15 protein-coding genes are annotated in these 17171 nt (G+C 69.0%); 3 read left to right on the forward strand and 12 right to left on the reverse strand.

Features of this window, described 5'->3' with window-relative positions:
- The 3 genes from VFF46_RS04005 to VFF46_RS04015 form a co-directional block, all read right to left on the reverse strand.
- Window positions 1-301 (reverse strand): ATP-binding protein (locus VFF46_RS04005; RefSeq protein ID WP_325035636.1); only part of this gene is annotated, 301 nt, incomplete at its 3' end.
- Between the two features lie 103 nt (window positions 302-404).
- A complete protein-coding gene (locus VFF46_RS04010) occupies window positions 405-602 on the reverse strand; it encodes a hypothetical protein (RefSeq protein WP_325035637.1) in 198 nt (65 codons plus the stop codon).
- A gap of 14 nt (window positions 603-616) precedes the next feature.
- A complete protein-coding gene (locus VFF46_RS04015; RefSeq protein ID WP_325035638.1) occupies window positions 617-3598 on the reverse strand; it encodes a type 2 lanthipeptide synthetase LanM family protein in 2982 nt (993 codons plus the stop codon).
- Between the two features lie 178 nt (window positions 3599-3776).
- Between VFF46_RS04015 and VFF46_RS04020 the strand changes: the two genes are divergently transcribed.
- Together VFF46_RS04020 and VFF46_RS04025 are read left to right on the forward strand one after the other, a co-directional pair.
- Window positions 3777-4757, forward strand: a complete 981-nt coding sequence (locus tag VFF46_RS04020; protein WP_325035639.1) for an MsnO8 family LLM class oxidoreductase — start codon at window positions 3777-3779, stop codon at window positions 4755-4757.
- 33 nt (window positions 4758-4790) lie between these two features.
- Window positions 4791-6245: an NAD-dependent succinate-semialdehyde dehydrogenase gene (locus VFF46_RS04025; RefSeq protein WP_325035640.1), complete on the forward strand. Its 1455-nt coding sequence runs from the start codon at window positions 4791-4793 to the stop codon at window positions 6243-6245.
- Here the strand turns inward: VFF46_RS04025 and VFF46_RS04030 are convergent.
- The 6 genes from VFF46_RS04030 to VFF46_RS04055 form a co-directional block, all read right to left on the reverse strand.
- Window positions 6232-6903: a polysaccharide deacetylase family protein gene (locus VFF46_RS04030; protein ID WP_325035641.1), complete on the reverse strand. Its 672-nt coding sequence runs from the start codon at window positions 6901-6903 to the stop codon at window positions 6232-6234. The two genes, VFF46_RS04025 and VFF46_RS04030, sit on opposite strands and share 14 nt — an antisense overlap.
- Before the next feature lie 196 nt (window positions 6904-7099).
- Window positions 7100-7642, reverse strand: a complete 543-nt coding sequence (locus VFF46_RS04035; protein ID WP_325035642.1) for a 3D domain-containing protein — start codon at window positions 7640-7642, stop codon at window positions 7100-7102.
- A 192-nt stretch (window positions 7643-7834) separates the two neighbouring features.
- Window positions 7835-10273, reverse strand: a complete 2439-nt coding sequence (locus VFF46_RS04040) for a glycoside hydrolase family 2 protein (RefSeq protein ID WP_325035643.1) — start codon at window positions 10271-10273, stop codon at window positions 7835-7837.
- Window positions 10274-10345: 72 nt separating this feature from the next.
- A complete protein-coding gene (locus VFF46_RS04045; RefSeq protein WP_325035644.1) occupies window positions 10346-10948 on the reverse strand; it encodes an SGNH/GDSL hydrolase family protein in 603 nt (200 codons plus the stop codon).
- Window positions 10945-12042, reverse strand: a complete 1098-nt coding sequence (locus VFF46_RS04050) for a Gfo/Idh/MocA family oxidoreductase (protein WP_325035645.1) — start codon at window positions 12040-12042, stop codon at window positions 10945-10947. Before VFF46_RS04050 ends, VFF46_RS04045 begins: the two co-directional genes overlap by 4 nt.
- A gap of 76 nt (window positions 12043-12118) precedes the next feature.
- Window positions 12119-12868, reverse strand: a complete 750-nt coding sequence (locus VFF46_RS04055; RefSeq protein WP_325035646.1) for a sugar phosphate isomerase/epimerase — start codon at window positions 12866-12868, stop codon at window positions 12119-12121.
- A gap of 283 nt (window positions 12869-13151) precedes the next feature.
- Between VFF46_RS04055 and VFF46_RS04060 the strand changes: the two genes are divergently transcribed.
- On the forward strand, window positions 13152-14189 hold the full coding sequence (locus VFF46_RS04060; RefSeq protein WP_325035647.1) for a LacI family DNA-binding transcriptional regulator: 1038 nt from the start codon (window positions 13152-13154) through the stop codon (window positions 14187-14189).
- Between the two features lie 158 nt (window positions 14190-14347).
- Here VFF46_RS04060 and VFF46_RS04065 read toward each other — a convergent pair whose 3' ends face one another.
- The 3 genes from VFF46_RS04065 to VFF46_RS40575 all read right to left on the reverse strand — a co-directional run.
- On the reverse strand, window positions 14348-16435 hold the full coding sequence (locus tag VFF46_RS04065; RefSeq protein ID WP_325035648.1) for a molybdopterin-dependent oxidoreductase: 2088 nt from the start codon (window positions 16433-16435) through the stop codon (window positions 14348-14350).
- 32 nt (window positions 16436-16467) lie between these two features.
- Window positions 16468-16983, reverse strand: coding sequence for an AAA family ATPase (locus VFF46_RS04070; RefSeq protein ID WP_325035649.1), 516 nt, complete (start codon window positions 16981-16983; stop codon window positions 16468-16470).
- Window positions 16984-17069: 86 nt separating this feature from the next.
- Window positions 17070-17171 (reverse strand): TetR family transcriptional regulator C-terminal domain-containing protein (locus VFF46_RS40575; protein WP_414673032.1); only part of this gene is annotated, 102 nt, incomplete at its 5' end.

The following is a 17171-nucleotide window of genomic DNA, read 5'->3' on the forward strand; positions in this document are numbered from 1 at the left end:
GGTACGGCCCGAGCCCTTCTGTGGTGGGCATCTCGCCGCGCCGGATCAACGACAGCAGCGCCTCGGTGAACGGGCGGAAGGCAACCATCGTGCCGATCGCACCGACCCGGCCGCGCAGCATCGCCATACCGGTGTCGAGAGACTGGGTGGTGGCCGTGGCGGCCAGCCGGCTCTTCCCGATTCCGGGCTCGCCCACGAGGAAGATCGCACCACCGTGACCGCCGCGGGCTTCGGCCAGCAGGCGGTGAAGGCTCTCGATCTCGCGGTCCCTGCCGACCACCGTAGGCGAACGGGTCTGCATGATTGCCAACCTTAACGAGGAATTGCTTTCGCCGCAGACAGCTCGACCGAGGGCCGGCCCCCGCCGGCCCTCGGTCAAACGTTCGCTGGTGTCCGCTGGTGGCTCAGCCGCCGCACACCCAGGGCAGGCAGCTGGGAGTCATGACGGCAACCGCCATGCTGCTGATGCCGACGACGCCGGCCAGGGCCATCGCCCATGAGCCGACCTTGCGCAACGTCGGCAGCGGATCGGTGTGGTCCGGCGTCGTGTGCTGCTCGTTTGCCGGAGTTTCGTGCTGAACATCGTGGTGCTGGGCGGTCATGCTGTAACCCCTTGTCACACAGTGGGTCCCGGTGCTGTGCCGGACCGTGACCCGGCGGTTGGTTGGAGCAGCAGCACGGACGGAACCCGCTCGGGGAACGCAAGACGGAGCAGCCCGTACCCGATCCCTGCCAGACCGGTCAGCAGGCCTGGAGACGGTACGTTGCTTGGTGTTCCGCACTGCGGTCCGTACTGCTGTACTGCCGCGAGCACCAGCCCGGCACGACGTCGTCGTGCCGCCTCTGTGGCCGGATACTCACGTTCGGCGAGCCACAGCAGTGACTCCACCGCGCCGAGCTCGCCGTGGCACAGACTCAGGTCGGCGAGCACCGGACGTTCGGTTGCGGCCCTCAGATAGGCGTCGAGGTCCGCGGGGACGCCGGCGGAGGCCCTGGCCAGGGTGGTGCCGGCATCTCCCCGGCACCACCCGTGGCCGGCTGGACCGTTCCGGCGGTCCAGATCGGTTGCCACGCGCGCAGCATCGACGTACCGGTCGCCGGGTACGCCGTACTGGCCGAGCGCCCACGCGATCCCCTGGTAGCCACGAGCGAAGCCATGGTCCGCTGCTACTCGGCCATGGAGGCCGCTCTCTACTGTGGCGACCAGGTGGTCGGCGTAACGCTCGGCCAGCCGGCCGGCGGCCGGAAAGCCTTGTACTGCTTGCATCGCGGCCAGCCCGCCCGCCGCGCCTTCGGCGTACGACGGGAAGTCTGTGAGGTCCGGCACGAGTCGTTCGCTGAGTTCCAGGGACGACTCGAGCCAGGTGGTGAGATCAGTGTCTGCAAGGAGTCCGGACAGACGGTGCAGGCCGTAGCTGATGCCGCCGAGCCCGTGGAATCCGGGCCCGACGAGGTTCGCGGACTCCGGGTCCTCGGCCAGGGCCTCGAGCAGTCGGGGGATCGGCCGGATCGCGTCGCGGGCCAGGTCGCAGTACATCTGCGCGCCGGTCAGTACGCCGATCTGGGCGAGGAACAGCGCCGTACCGGTGTAGCCGTTGGGCAGGCCGGCACCCATCTGACGGACGGACCAATGGTCGTCGTCGAGCAGTTCGAGGCCGAGCCAGTTGGCCGCGCCGCCGGGTTCGCTGACGACCTGCGCCACGATCTCGTCGGCGATGTCCGCGGCCGCCGCCAGGATCTGTTCGGGGTCCGCCTCGCTCGTTCCTACGTGCGGCCGGACCGCCGTACCGGCGTGCGTGATCGGCTCCGGCCGGGTCGCGAGCGACGCGGAGATCAGCCACGCCTGCCGGTGCTCGTCGATGTCGCCGAGGTTCGCGACCTTGGCCCGGACCGCGGCCAGGCCGTCGACGGCCAGGACGTCGGCGATCCGGGTGCCGTCGGAGGACCAGATGTCCCGGCTGTCGGGGCGCGCGGTGAACAGCGGTACGTCACCGGCCCACAGGTCGGCCAGCTCGTACGGGACGAACGCGTACAGCGACTCGTCCGCGTCCCAGAGCAGGTCCAGCAGCTGGCTCCGGCCGGCCGCATCCCGCAGTACGTCCGGATGCGTCGACTCGTCCAGCAGGCTTGTGTACAGAGTCGTTGCCCGCGGCACGAACCGGAGCTGGTCGACTGCGCACTGCGCCAGCAGCCCGTCCGGTCGCAGGAACTCGTCACGGTGCCGGGCAATCGCCTCATACGCGGTCCGGAACCCTGTGAGTACAGCTGTTTCGTGCTCCTGCGGCTCTACTACTGCTCCGTCGAGCAACGGCCGGTTGGCGGCGCGCGCCGTACGGTCGGGACGTCGTACCAGATGCATAGAGTCCAGACCGGCATCCTCCCAGTCGACCACGCTCCTCCATGCCGTCGCTCCGTCGTCACCGCCGAGCCCGGACACGTCGGCGACACCGTTCTCACCCGGCACGAGCAGCGGCAGCAGCGCAGTGCGGTACACCGACTCCAACAGTGCTCGGTACGCCGGGTCGTGGGTTGCTGGGGTTGCCGGTACGTGTGTTGGGTGGAAGAGCGTCTCGACATCCACCAGCACCGGCTGGTCGCCTGCGGCGATCAGGTTCTGGAAGTGCATGTCGGTGCCGTCCAGCACGTACAGCAGCGCCAGCAGAGCGCCCTGGCGGTGGTAGAACCGCCGTACACCGGCAAGGTCCGCACAGGGCTCGTGTACGACGAACTCCAGCCAGCCGTAGCCGTCGCGGGGGAGCAGACGAACCGTGCGGATGCCTAGTGCGGTCCTCGCGTTCAGCCAGTCGACGAACGTGTTGAAGTGCCGGTGCAGCGCGAGCGGCCGGGGCTTGTAGACGAGCCGTTGCCCGTTCTCGAACGTCAGGATCGCCGTACACCGCCCGCCCTGGTGGGCATCGCCGGCCGGCTCGATCGCGGTCAGCGCGCCGGGGTCCCGGCCGTCCAGCAGCCCGGTAACGAGTGACGCACGGTCCTCGGCGAGTCGTGCCAGCAGCTCGAGGTGCCCCTCGACACCCTGTCGGCACGACTCGCCCAGGACCCGGGCCAGTACCGGATACGTGGCCAGGAACTCCGCCAGCTCACTCCCTCCGACAAGCCGGCGGGTGAAGTCCAGGAAGCGGGCAGCGGACGTGTCCCCGGCCAGCTCGCCACGGTCGCGGGCCCTGGCGAGCTCGAGGACCAGTGTGCGTGCGGCCAGTTTCACCAGCCGCAGGCCGAGCCGCTGCAGGAACGCCTCGGCCAGGACACCACGGTGGCCCGCGGCGGCCAGGTCCTGACGGGCGGAGTCCAGCAGCGGCTCCAGGCAACGCATGAGCGCCTGCCGCCAGTCCGTGCCGGACCCACCCGCTGCAACGGTCGCCCCACCTGACGTGCGGCCGCCGTTGACACCGGTCCCTGCAGGGTCTCGACCGGCGACAGGCGCGCTCGGTGGGAGGGAGGTACTGCGTTCCACGTACTCGGCCCAGGCCGGTGCGGACTGTGTCAGTGCATAGCTCAGCTCCTGCGGCCGCAGGCCCGCCGACCACCAGGTCTTACAGCTGTCGGTCCTGGTGGGCCGGGTGGTCGCGGAGTCGAGCACGCGCTCAGGCTGTCATCGCGGGCAGGGGCGGGGCATGGGGGATCAGCACCCATATTTAGCCCGGTGAGCAGCCCTCAACTTTGGGGGACGACTCCCCATGTGCGAGCCGAACCCGCGCTGTCACTGTGGGTGGGTGCTCACCCCTGTCGCTCCTGGACTGCCTGTTTCGGCTCACTCTGTGCTGGACGTCGTACCGCAGCTGCCCGGTCAGTCGGCTGCGGCCGCGCTCCGGGAGACCGCGGAGGTGGCACTGACTGCCGACAACCTCGGATACCGTCGATTCTGGCTCGACGAACAGCACGGTGTCCGAGGTGTCGGTGGCGCAGCACCGGCAGTGATCGCGGCAGTGCTGGCCGCGCGCACCGACCGGATCCGGCTGGGCGCCGGCGGACTCCCACTGACCAACCACCAGCCGCTCGTCGTCGCCGAACAGTTCGCCGCGCTCGCTGCGGCGTACCCGAGCCGGATCGACCTCGGAGTGGCCGAGCAGTGCAGCATGCCGAGCGGTACGGACGTGGCCGGGGCCCGCGACTCGTTCCCGCAGCGGCTGGACGAGCTGTGTGGGTTCTTGCAGGACGTACGGCTCGCTCTTGCCGGTCTACCGCCGCCTGTCTTCGTACTGGCCGACCACCCGGGTACTGCGGCGGCTGCTGCCGTCCGGGGGCTGCCTGTCTTCGTAGCGCACCACCGTGCGGCTGCGGTGACGGCTGCCACGGTGGCGGCGTACAGGGAGCACTTCGAGCCGACTGGGCGGCCGTACCTGGCTGTCACGGTCGGTGTGGTCGCGGCGGACACCGATGAGGAGGCGTTGACGCGGTTCACGGAGTACGTCCGAGTGAGCTCGCGGTTGGCGGCGGCTGGACCACAGGCGACCTCAGCCGAGCTGAAGGTGTTGCTGGAGTCACCGCTGACCGGACGCGAGCAAGGCCTGGCCGAACGGTTGCTGGACGACCCGGGGCACGTTGTCGGGTCTCGTGCGACTGTGGCGGGTCAGCTGGGCACGATGGTTGCCGAGACCGCCGCAGACGAGGTGATGCTCGTCCCGTTGGCCTTCGACGGACTGATCCGGTCAGCAATCCTCCGCACTGTCGCAGCCAGCCTGACCAGGGTCGTCCGTACGCCCGCGCAACAGACCTCCCCACTGATTGCCACCGCCTAGTCTGGGTACTGCCCACTAGTCGAAAGGCAGGCCATGTCAGGAGAGCGGGAAGTCGTCGAAGGGTGTCCGACCGAGCTGTTCATCGGCGGGAAGTGGGTGGCGGCCGGTAAGACGTTCGCCGTCGAGGACCCGGCTACCGGCGCGACCCTCTGCGAGGTGGCCGACGCGAGCCCGGCGGACGGTAAGGCAGCGCTGGACGCGGCGGTCGCCGCACAGGAGGACTGGGCCGCGACGCCACCGCGGGAGCGTGGCGAGATCCTCCGCCGTACCTATGAGCTGATGACCGCACAGGCCGACGACCTGGCGTTGCTGATGACGCTGGAGATGGGCAAGCCGGTCGCCGAGTCGAAGGGCGAGATCGCCTACGCGGCCGACTTCTTCCGCTGGTTCGCCGAGGAAGCGGTCCGGATCGACGGCGGGTACCAGATCGCCCCGAACGGCGCGAGCCGCTTCCTCGTGATGCGTCAGCCGGTCGGGCCGTGCCTGCTGATCACGCCGTGGAACTTCCCGGCCGCGATGGGCGCCCGCAAGATCGGCCCGGCGGTCGCGGCCGGCTGCACGATGGTGATCAAGCCCGCCGCGCAGACACCGCTGTCGATGCTCAAGCTGGCCGAACTGATGACTGAAGCCGGTCTCCCGGCAGGCGTGCTGAACGTCGTCACCACGCAGGACGCCGGCGGTGTGATGGAGCCGCTGATCCGCGGCGGCCGCGCCCGCAAACTGTCCTTCACCGGCTCCACCCCGGTCGGCCGGAAACTGCTCGAACAGGCCGCCGGCCAGGTGCTGCGGACCAGCATGGAGCTCGGCGGCAACGCGCCGCTACTGGTGTTCGAGGACGCCGACCTGGACAAGGCGGTCGACGGCGCGATGCTGGCCAAGATGCGCAACGGCGGCGAGGCCTGTACGGCGGCCAACCGGATCTACGTGCAGTCCTCGGTGATCGAGTCGTTCGCGTCGAAGCTGACCGCGCGCATGTCCGCCCTGAAGGTCGGCCGCGGCACCCAGCCCGGCGTCGACGTCGGCCCACTGATCGACGCCAAACAACGCGACAAGGTCGCCGACCTGGTCGCCGACGCGATCGCCCAGGGCGCCCGGACCCTCACCGGCGGAGCAGTTGCCGCCGGCAACGGCTACTTCTACCAGCCGACCGTCCTGGCCGACGTCCCCGAAACCGCCCGCCTCCAAAAAGAAGAAATCTTCGGCCCCGTAGCCCCCCTCACCCCCTTCGAAACCGAGGCCGACGCCATCCGAATGGCCAACAACACCGAGTACGGCCTGGTCTCCTACCTCTTCACCACCGACCTCAGCCGAGCCCTCCGAGTCTCCGAACGCCTCGAATCCGGCATGGTCGGCCTCAACCAAGGCATCGTCTCCAACCCGGCCGCCCCCTTCGGCGGCGTAAAACAATCCGGCCTCGGCCGCGAAGGCGGCACCGTCGGCATCGACGAATACCTCGAGGTCAAGTACGTCGCGGTCAACGTCGACTGACGAGTTGGGTGACGGTGACGAGTTCGTAGCCGCGGGAGCGGAGTTCGCGGACTATGGGGCCTACGGCTTGGGTGGTGTAGGGGGCGTTGTCGCCGCCGTGCATGTGGAGGACGACTATTGAGCCGTTCTGGACGTGGTCGAGGACCTGTTTGATGATTGGTTGGGGGGACTTGGCGAAGCCGTCGGCGCCGGGGACGTCCAGGCCTACGGCTGTTACGCCTGCCGGGGCCAGTTCGTGGAGGGCGGTGGTGTCGTAGCAGCCGCCGGGGAAGCGGAACCATCTGGTCGCGTTGGGGTCCAGTTTGTCCAGCTCCACGATGGCTCGGCGTACGTCGGTGAGCATCTGGTCGGCTGGGACTGTGCCAAGGGTGTAGCAGGGCTTGGTGAAGCCGCGGTGGTCGTAGGTGTGGGTGCCCAGTTCGAACAGTGGGTCCTTGGCGAGCTCGCGTGTCACCTGTGGGTACTGCTCCATCCACATGCCTGTGAGGAACAGGGTGGCCGGTACGTGTAGTGCACGCAGCTCCTGGATCAGGGCTGCGTTGTAGTACGACTTGACTTTGCCTGAGACCAGGCGCCTTCGCATGAGGGCTGTCAGGTCGGCGTCGAACGTCAACGCGATCTGCTTCTTGTTGCGTGGCCCATGGTCGAGCACGGGCATCGCCTGGGCGTTGTTGGAGGTGCCTGGCTTTACCTGTACCGGTGCCAGCGTCGGTCGTAGCGGTTTGGTCGTACGGACCGGCTCAACGGGTGCACGGGTCTGTGGCGGCGCGCCAGTCGGCTGGTTGGCGTCGCTGCACGCGACAAGTGTCATTAGCAGGGCACTGATCGCAACACGCTTCCCCCAGGTCACCCGCTCACTCTACGGTGAGCGTGAGCCGCTGGATGCCCCAGTTGTCCGCGTCCGGTCCGGGCGGGAACCACACGTCGACGATGTCGTCCTTGATCCAGCTGCCGATGTCAGCGGCGTAGCAGTGCCCGTAACCGGGTACGTACAGCCGTGTGCCCCACGGGATGTTCCGGGCGTCCACCGCACAGATCCCGGTGCCGGCGTTGTACCCGAGAGCCGTCTGGGCGACGTCGTTGTACGCCGACACGCGGTAGGTCAGCGTCGTACCAGCAGGCAGCCGGTACGCCGTCAGGTGGTTCGAGGAGTCCAGCCGGTACGACGTACTGATCTGGCCGATCGACGACGCGGCCGTGTCCTCGGAAGACATCGCGTACACCTGGTAGTGCGCGCCGTCGCACGGGCTCGCGTCCGTGACCTGCAGTGTCGGTTGACCCCAGTCGCTGATCCACTGCAGCGCCTGCCCGTTCCGGAACGCCCGGTACGCCTTCGCGCCCGGGACCCGGTCGAACGTGAACGTGACCTTCCCGTCCGTACCGAGACCACCCTGCACACCACCAGGTGCCGGTAGTCGGCCAGTGACGTCGTACGGCGGTGCCGTGGTTCCGTTGCCGTGACCGCCGGACACGGGACGGTCGGGGATCGGGCCTGCGTAGAAGTGCTGACAAGCCGGCAGAGCGGCAGTCGGAGCTGTGAGAAGCGAGTAGCGGTCCTGCCGCACCTTTAGTCAAGGTCTCGACGTAAATCAGTTCACCAGGTCGTTCGCCGAGCGCAGCACCGGTACGGCGACCTGGTCGGGGGCGCTCGCGTTGGTGACGTGGAACGTGTGGGTCTCGCCCGCGGACAGCGTCACGAGGCACGAGTCCACCCGCGCCGCCGCGTCCAGCCGGTCCGGGAACAGCGCCAGGTCCTTCGCCAGCGCGGTCGCGGTCACCGTGACGTCGTACCCGTCCTCGGTCGCCGCGACCGTGGCCGTGTACGCGTCGGCCGCCAGCTGTAGCTCGGTGTCCTCGACGAAGTAGGAGTACGCCGTGACCCCGTCGGCCGTCCGCACCTCGAGGTACTCCTCGGACGGCGTGCCGGCAACGGCAACGGACTCCCCGAGATCGTGGACGAACGCCGATCGGGCCGCGACCTCGAGCGTGAAGGTCTCCTGTGTCAGTACGTGGTCGTGCAAGGTCGAGCGCCGGTTGACGGTGACCACGGTCGTCCAGGCCGTGTCGGTGTCGTTGTGTGCGGCAACTACTAGTGCATTGTCCCGAGGCTGCACGGTGAGCAGGCGATCGGCGTACACGCGCTTCAATGCGTACCACAACGGCTTGCGGATCCCGTGCCCGTCGACGGCGGCCCACGAGACGACCGGCCAGTTGTCGTTCAGCTGCCACACGACCGCGCCGGTGTTGAGCGGGAACAGCGACCGGAAGTGCTCGATGCCATAGGCAACCGCACGCGCCTGGTTCAGCTGCGTCGTCCAGTGCCAGTCGTCGATGTTCTTCCACACCGGCAGGTGGTCACCGACGCCGCGTTCCAGTTTGAGGTTGCCTTCAAACGCTTTCTGGTGGACGAGCATCTGCGAACCGTACGGATCCAGCGGGGTGTCGTGCACCACCGACGTCAGCGTCGACCAGGCCGGCGGCCCCTGGAAACCGAATTCGGAAACGAACCGCGGCTTGTACTTCCGATACGTCGTGTAGTCCACCTGGTTCCACACGTCCCAGATGTGCATCGTCCCGTGCCGGTCGTCGTTCGGGTGGATGAACTGGTCGAACGAGTACGGGCTACCGGCCGAGTACGGCGTCCGCGGGTCGAGCTCGGCCACCACGCGCGGCAGCAGGTCCAGGTAGTACCCGGCGCCCCACGGCTTACCCGCCAGCGGGACCCGCCAGCTCCACTCGACGTACCCCCAGATGTTCTCGTTGTTTCCGTTCCACACCGCGAGGCTGGCGTGCTTGCTCAGCCGGGTAACGGCCTCCCGCGCCTCGGCCTCGACCTCGCTCCACAGCGGTTCCTCCTCGGAGTACGCCGCACACGCGAACAGGAAGTCCTGCCAGACCAGGATTCCGAGCTCGTCGCAGACGTCGTAGAAGTCCTCGCTCTCGTAGATCCCACCGCCCCAGACGCGCAGCAGGTTCATGCCCGCGTCCACCGCGTCCTCGATCGAGCTGCGGTACGTCGAGGCGTCCAGCCGGGTGACGAAAGCGCTGTCCGGGATCCAGTTCGCGCCACGGACGTAGACCGGCTTGCCGTTCACGGACAGCACGAACGGGGTCCCGTCGTTGTCCGGGGCAACGTTCAGGGTGATGTTCCGGAAGCCGACCCGGCCATGCCAGTCGTCGTCCTCGTTCACCGTCACGGTCACGTCGTACAGCGGCTGCTCGCCGTACCCGCGCGGCCACCACAGGTCCACCTCGGGGACCGTGTTGGTGACGACGACGGTGTCCCACCCGGGCTTGACGCTCGCCGACTGCGTCGTCCCGCCGACCTCTACGGTCACCGTGGCGTACGAGGCGGCGGTGTCGGTCCAGACCAGCGAGACGTGCGTGTTCAGTACGCCGTCAGCGCTTGCGAGCGGGCGGACCGAGGAGATCCGGACCCCGGACCAGGACTCGATCCGGATCGGCCGCCAGACGCCCGCGGTCGCGACGTCCGGTCCCCAGTCCCAGCCGAAGTTCGACGCCATCTTGCGCAGCTCGTTGTACGGGTGCAGGTTGGTGTGCGGCCAGCTGCCGACCTTCGCGCGCTCCGCCTCGGCCGCGGTCACCGGCCCGTCGAACTCGATCACCAGCTCGTTGTCTCCGGCAACCAGTACGCCGGTGACGTCGAACCGGTACGACCGGTGCTGGTTCGCCGTCCGGCCGAGTTCCTGGCCGTTCAGTGTGACGGTCGCGACCGTGTCCAGCCCCTCGGCGACCAGCTCCTGCCGGTCGTTGCCGTCGGCGACCCAGTGGAATCTACTCGTGTAGCTCCAGCGGGTACGGCCGATCCAGTGCAGCTTCGACTCGTTGTCGCCGTCGAACGGGTCCGGGATCTCGCCGGCCGCGAGCAGGTCGGTGTGCACCTCACCGGGCACGGTGGCGGCCACCGCGCGGCCGATCAGGCCGTCGGGGGCCGGGCCCTCGACGGCTTGCACGGTCCAGTCGGCACCGCCGTCGGTGGTCAGGTCGAGGGTCTTCAGTGATGTCACAGTGAGGCTCCAGAGGTGAACCGGTTTAGTAGAAACGGACCGCTCCCCATCACAAGAGGGGAGCGGTCGACGTCAGTCCAGCACGTAGTGGCGCCACAGATCGGCGAGCGCCTGGTGTCCGGCCGGGGACGGGTGGACGCCGTCGCCCGCGAGTGTCGCGGGCCCGACGGACGCGGCCTGTTTGGTGAGCTCGACGTCGGTCGGCACCAGGATCGCGCCGTACTCGACGGCCAGCTTCCGGACCACCTCGAGCTTCGGGTCCAGGTCCTCGCGCCACGCGTCCTGCCCGTCCTTCACCGGCAGCAGGAACGGCTCCATCAGCACCACCGGGCAGGACAGCGGGTCGAGCAGCGAGCGGTACGCCGCCTCGAAAGATTCCGGCGTCGTCGGGTCGTTCTCGTCGTACCGCCGCCAGGTGTCGTTGATCCCGATCAGGATCGACACCAGCGCCGGGTCGTGGGCCAGCACGTCGTCGGCCCACCGGGCGGCCAGATCGACCGCCCGGTTGCCGCTGATGCCGGCGTTGACGACCGTCGGCCGGTTGTCGCCGAAGTCGTCGTACAGATTGCGGACGTACCCGTCACCGAGTCCGGAAGGGTCGGTACGGCGGCCGCAGTCGGTCACCGAGTCCCCGGCGAACACAACGGTCCGCCGGGGGTCCAGAACGATACTCACAGGGTGGCCGCCGTGACGTCCCAGTCGTCCGGCAGGATCGGCGCGACCTCGACGGTGCTCTGGACGTCGACGAACGCGCCGGTGTCGATCGAGTCGGTGACCGAGGCCATCACGTCGACGATGTGGAAGGCCAGCGCCCCGGTCGCCCGGTGCGGCCGGCCGGCCCGGATGGCGCGCGCCATCTCGAGAACGCCGGTACCGCGCTGCGCGACCGCCTTGGTCTCCGCGATCGTCTCCCAGTCCTCCGCGCCGCGACGGCGGATCTTGATCGCACCGTCGAACCCGTTCGGGTCCGGTACGGCGAGCGTCGCGTCGGAACCGGTGATCTCGACGAACCCGGCCCGCGGCAGCGGCGAGTCGAAGCTGAAGATGCTCTGCGAGGACTGGCCGGACTCGAAGCGAGCGATCGCGCTGACGTGCGTCGGCACGGTCACGTCGAAGTCGGTCCCGGCCAGCGGCCCGGAGCCGATGGTCCGCTTCTCGCGAGACTTCGACCCGATCCCGGCCACCGCGGCGACCGGACCGAACAGCTGCACCAGCGTCGTCAGGTAGTACGGGCCGATGTCCCAGAGCGGACCCGCGCCCTCCTGGAACAGGAACGCCGGGTTCGGGTGCCAGGACTCCGGGCCGGGGGACTGCATCAGCGTGAGCGCGGTCAGCGGCGTACCGATCTCACCGCGCTCGATGATCCGCCGGGACTCCTGCAGTCCCGGGCCGAGGATGGTGTCCGGCGCGCAACCGAGCCGGACGCCCGCGTCCTTGGCCGTGGCCAGCAGCTTGAGGCCGCTGTCCTGGTCCAGGGAGAACGGCTTCTCGCTCCACACGTGCTTGCCGGCGGCAACGGCCGCGAGAGCGACCTCGACGTGCGCGACCGGGATGGTCAGGTTGACCACGATCTCGACGTCCGGGTTGTTCAGCACCACCTCGGGGCCCCCGTGGGCCTCGATGCCGTACTCCTTGGCCTTCGCCTCGGCCGCCTCCGGGCGGAGGTCGCCGATCGCGACGACCTTCAGGTCCGGGAAACTCTGCATGCTCTTGATATAGGCGTCGGAGATGACTCCGGCGCCGATCACACCTACGCCGACCCAACTCATCGACGTCCTCGCTTCGCTCCGGGCGCCGATGAGGCACGAATCGGGCTGTGCTTGATGATGAACTCGCTGCGCTCGCTCATGCAGGCGCACCCTCTCCGGTGAGGAAGGCGTACGAGCCCTCGACCGCGTCGAAGATCTCGCCGGTGAAGTCGTCCAGCTCTACGACCCGGAGCGCCTGCGGCGCGGCGGCGAGGATGTCCCGGACCGCGATGATGCCGTCGCCGACCGCCACCTGGGCCTTGTTGTTCAGCGTCCCGTCGCCGTCCTTGACGTGGATCGCGGTGACCCGCTCGCCGAACTTCTTCAGCAGTGCCGGTACGTCGGCGCCGCCGACCGCGGCCCAGTACGTGTCCACCTCGACGATGACGTTGTCGGCCAGGTTGTCGACCAGGATCTCCAGCCCGTGCGCACCGCCGATCTTCGACTCGAGCTCGAACTGGTGGTTGTGGTAGCCGACCGTGATGCCGTGGTCGGCGGCCTCGGCGGCGGCCTTGTTCAGCCCGTCGGCGATCGCCTTGATGTCGTCGGCCGACTGCCAGCGCGCCGGGTCGGTGTGCGGGTCGATGACCGTGGTGATGCCGAGGCGCTTCGCCGCGGCGTAGATCGGGGCGCTGTCCTCGCGGAGCAGGCCGGCGTGGGTGGTCGGGGCCGAGAGACCGTGCTTGGGCAGCGCCTCGGCGAGGCGATCGGCGAACGCCGTCACGCCGAAGGGCTCGACCGTCGTGTAGCCGATCTCCGCGATCCGGGCCAGGGTGCCGTCGAAGTCTTCCTCGAGCTTGCCCCGGACCGTGTACAGCTGGAGGGACAGGTGGTCCTTTGCGACCATGGTTTCTCCTTGTCGGCGGCGTCACCCGCTGCCCTGGGGTTTACGCCGTCTGATAAGCCGAACCGGTTAAGTAACGAAGGAAACCGTATCCCACCGCGCCCCGTCCACACCACCCTCCGCCCAACGACTGGGCGGTCACCTGAGAGTTCCCCCAGTCCGTCCGCCGGGCCGAGGGTTGATCAAATTCTTACCTTGCGTGGTCGGATAATGACAGTGGGTTGAATCGCGCGCGACACTGGAGGTCCGGAACGGTTGTGTCCGGGCGCCCGGTGAGGAGGGTGTCGTGTCTCGTGTGACCATCAAGGAGATCGCCCGGCGGTGCGGGGTCTCGCAAGGGGCGGTGTCGTACGCCCTCAACAACCGGCCCGGCGTCTCGGCGGCCACGCGGGCCCGGGTACTGCGGGTCGCCGCCGAGCTGGAGTGGGTGCCGAACACCGCCGCCCGGCAGCTGTCGGCGGCGCGCAGCGAGACGTTCGGGCTCGTGCTCGCGCGGACGCCGCAGACGCTCAGCGAGGAGCCGTACTTCATGGGCTTCGTCGGCGGCGTCGAGTCGGTCCTCGCGGAGCACTCGTACGCGCTCGCCCTGCAGGTGGTGGCCGATCTCGGCGCGGAGCTCGCGACGTACCGGAAGTGGGCCGCCGAACGCCGCGTGGACGGCGTGATCGTGGTCGACCTCCGGGTCGGCGACCCGCGGATCCCGGTACTGCGCAAGCTCGGGCTGCCGGCCGTCCTGGTCGGGGATCCGGCGCTCGCCGAAGGCCTGCCGTGCGTTTGGACGGACAGTACGGCCGCGATGAACGCGGCGCTCGAGCACGTCGCATCCCTGGGCCACAAGGCGATCGCGCGGATCGCCGGGCCGCCCGAGTTCGGCGACGTGTGGATCCGCGACCAGGCCTTCGACATCGCCGTACGCCGGCTTGCGCTGACCGCGGTCACGCGGCACACCGACTACTCCGCGGCGGCCGGCGCCGCAGCCACCCGCGAGGTACTGGCCGGGCATCCGACCGCGATCGTCTACGACAACGACCTGATGGCGGTCGCCGGGCTGGCCGTCGTCCAGGCGCTCGACCTGCGTGTCCCGGACGACGTCACGCTGGTCGCGTGGGACGACTCGACGCTCTGCCGGATCACCCATCCGACGCTGACCGCGCTCAGTCACAACGTCGTCGGGTACGGCGCCGAGGTCAGCCGCCGCCTGTTCGACGTACTGGCCGGAGCCCAGCCGCAGCCCCATCTCTACTCGACGCCCCAGCTCATCCCCCGCGAGAGCTCGGCCCGCCCCGCCCCAAGCGTCCCGCCGTCCCCCACGCCGGTCGTTTGAGTGGTTAACCCGCCGGGCTGCCCGTTCACCGCCCGCATGCCCTCGGCTAACGGTCCGTTCGAGAGGTTCACCTCTCAAACGGACCTGGGCGAGATGCATACGGAGCTGGGCGAGATGCGGCGGCGGGGTGGTTCAGGCGGGGTCGGGCGGGGGGTGGGTCAGGCGGGGGTGACGGTGACCGGTACGCCGTTGACCGCGGCGGTGCCGGCGGTGGGATCGGTGAGGGCCGCGTCGGTGATGTCGTTGATGCTCGGGCCGGGGACCTGGTTCGCGACGGTCAGCCGGGAGCCTTCGCGGTTGTGGCCGAAACCGTGCGGCAGGCTGACCACGCCGCGCATGATGTCGTTGCTTGCGGCAACTTCCACGGAGATCGAGCCGGCCGCGGAGGTGATCGTGACCAGCTGGCCGTCGGCCAGGCCGCGGTCCGCGAGGTCGTGCGGGTGCATCAGCAGCTGGTGCCGCGGCCGGCCCTTCACCAGGCGCTCGGAGTTGTGCATCCAGGAGTTGTTGTTCCGCAGGTGCCGGCGCCCGATCAGCAGCAGCTCACCGGCGGACAGCGGCTGCAGCGCGTCCAGCCGCGGCAGGTCGTCGAGGATCATCCGCTGCGCGAGGTCGATCCGCTTCGAGGACCGGTACAACGCTTGCGGCAGTGCTGGTTGCAGCGGCCCGAGGTCGATGCCGCCGGGCGAGCGGCGCAGCTTCCCGACCGACAACCGGTACGGCCCGATCAGCAGCCCGGCGTCGACGATCCACCGCGGCGGTACCCGCAGCCGTGCGGTCGCCTCGGCGCGACGCCGGCTCCAGGGAGTACGTCGTACCAGGGCCAGCCCGAGGTCGCGGAAGATCTCCCAGTCGTGCCGGGAGGTCGCGGGCTTCGGGAGGACGGCGTCGTTCCACCGGGCCGTGTTCCGGACCGCCAGCTGGTGGAAAACGATGTCGTAGTGGTCCCGCTCGAGCGGTGGCGCCGGCGGCAGGATCACGTCGGCGTGCCGGGTGGTCTCGTTGATGTACGGATCCACCGCGACCATGAAGTCCAGCGACCCGAGCGCCACGTCCAGCCGGCGCCCGTCCGGGGTCGACAGCACCGGGTTGCCGGCGACCGTCACCAGCGCGCGGATCTGCCCGTCGCCGGGCGTCAGGATCTCCTCGGCCATCGTCGACACCGGCAGCTCGCCGCCGAACTCGGGCAGCCCGCGCACCCGGCTCTTCCACACCCCGACATGCCCGCGGCCCATCCCGAGCAGCGTGTTCACCGCCGGCCGCGGGAACATCGTGCCGCCCGGCCGGTCGAGGTTCCCGGTAATGATGTTGAGCACCTGGATCGCCCACTGGCAGATCGCCCCGAACTGCTGCGTCGACACCCCGACCCGGCCGTAACAGGCGGCCCGTTCCGCCGTACCGAACTCGGTCGCCAGCCGCTGGATCACCGCGGCCGGAATACCGGTGATCGCCGCCGCGCGTTCCGGCGTCCATTTCTCCACCACGGCCTCGACCGTCGCCAGACCGTCGACGTACGCCGCGGGATGCGCGAAACCCTGCGAGATCACCTCGTGGATCACTGCGAGCAGGAATGCCGCATCCGTTCCCGGACGGACGAAATGGTGCTCGTCGGAAACCGCTGCGGTTTCGGTCCGGCGCGGGTCGACGACAACGACCTTTCCGCCGCGTTTCCGCAATTGTTTCAACCGTTTTCCGAAACCCGGTGCGGTCATCATGCTGCCGTTCGACGCGAGCGGATTCGCGCCGAGCACCAGCAGGTACGACGTCCGGTCGATGTCCGGGACCGGGACCATCAACTGGTGCCCGTACAGCAGGTATGACGACAGCATCTGCGGCAACTGGTCGATCGACGTCGCGCTGAACCGGTTCCGGGTTCGCAGTTGCCGGACCATCGTCGGCATGTGGGTGAGCGCGCCGAGGCTGTGCACGTTCGGGTTCCCGAGGTACACGCCGACGGAGTTCCGCCCGTACGTCCGCTGGATCCCGGTCAGCCGGTCGGCGATCAGCTCGTACGCCGCGTCCCAGGCGATCGGCTGCCAGCCGTCGGGAGTCCGGCGTACCGGCGTCGTCAGCCGGTCGGGGTCGTCCTGGAGATCGCGGAGCGCGACCGCCTTCGGGCAGATGTGACCGCGGGACAGCGGATCCGACTCGTCGCCGCGGATGTCGGTGACCCGGCCGTCCTCGACCGTCACCAGCACACCGCAGATCGCTTCGCACAGGTTGCAGGACGTCCGCCGTACGGTCATCCACTCAAACTACCCTCGGGTAGCTCCGGCCGCTACGAGTCGAAGCGTGCCTCGTCGAGGCGGCCGAGGATCGCGTCGACGGTCTCGCCGACCGACAGGTCCGAGTTGTCCAGCCACAATCCGCGCCGCGGACTGAACGCGTGCAGCTCGTAGTCGAGCTCGTCGACCAGGTGATGCGCCCCGCCGAGCCGGTTGGAGATCACCTCCGGCCGCGGCGTCAGCACGACCAGGTAGCGCGGCCGGGACCGGATCCCGTCCAGGAACTCGCGCAGCAGCTCACCGATCACGACGTCCTGCAGTACGACGGTGAAGCCGGCGCGCGCGTACTCGTCCGCCGACAGGCAGGCGAGCCGGTAGCGCAGCTGCAACTGGCGCTGGGCCGCGATCACGTCGTCGGCCATCGAGGCCTGCCCACTCACGATCATCCGCCGGAAAACGTCCCCCCGCAGATGCACGCCGTACTGGAAACGCTCGGCGAGCATTTGGGACACCGACGACTTCCCCGCCGCCATGATTCCGCTGACGACGATCACCCCCTCGGACTCCATGCGGCGATGGTGCCACGTGCCGCTGGGGTTTTGGCCCGGCGTCGGCGATTCTTGTCGAAAACCCAGGTTTGTAAGGGGTTGAGCTGCTACTCGAGCAATGACTCGACGTGCTGCCGCATCAGCTGACGGACACGGGTGGGGGTGGTGCGTTCCGGCTGGATCGCCGCATGCAGGGCGAGCCCGTCGAG

Source organism: Kribbella sp. (assembly GCF_035655035.1).
Lineage (GTDB): Bacteria > Actinomycetota > Actinomycetes > Propionibacteriales > Kribbellaceae > Kribbella.

Coding starts and splice junctions, on each gene's coding strand:
- VFF46_RS04030 (WP_325035641.1), bottom strand. CDS start 6,903: ATGCCCGTGCTCGACCATGGGCCACGCAACAAGAAGCAGATCGCGTTG.
- VFF46_RS04065 (WP_325035648.1), bottom strand. CDS start 16,435: ATGACCGTACGGCGGACGTCCTGCAACCTGTGCGAAGCGATCTGCGGT.
- VFF46_RS04050 (WP_325035645.1), bottom strand. CDS start 12,042: ATGAGTTGGGTCGGCGTAGGTGTGATCGGCGCCGGAGTCATCTCCGAC.
- VFF46_RS04070 (WP_325035649.1), bottom strand. CDS start 16,983: ATGGAGTCCGAGGGGGTGATCGTCGTCAGCGGAATCATGGCGGCGGGG.
- VFF46_RS04010 (WP_325035637.1), bottom strand. CDS start 602: ATGACCGCCCAGCACCACGATGTTCAGCACGAAACTCCGGCAAACGAG.
- VFF46_RS04025 (WP_325035640.1), top strand. CDS start 4,791: ATGTCAGGAGAGCGGGAAGTCGTCGAAGGGTGTCCGACCGAGCTGTTC.
- VFF46_RS04055 (WP_325035646.1), bottom strand. CDS start 12,868: ATGGTCGCAAAGGACCACCTGTCCCTCCAGCTGTACACGGTCCGGGGC.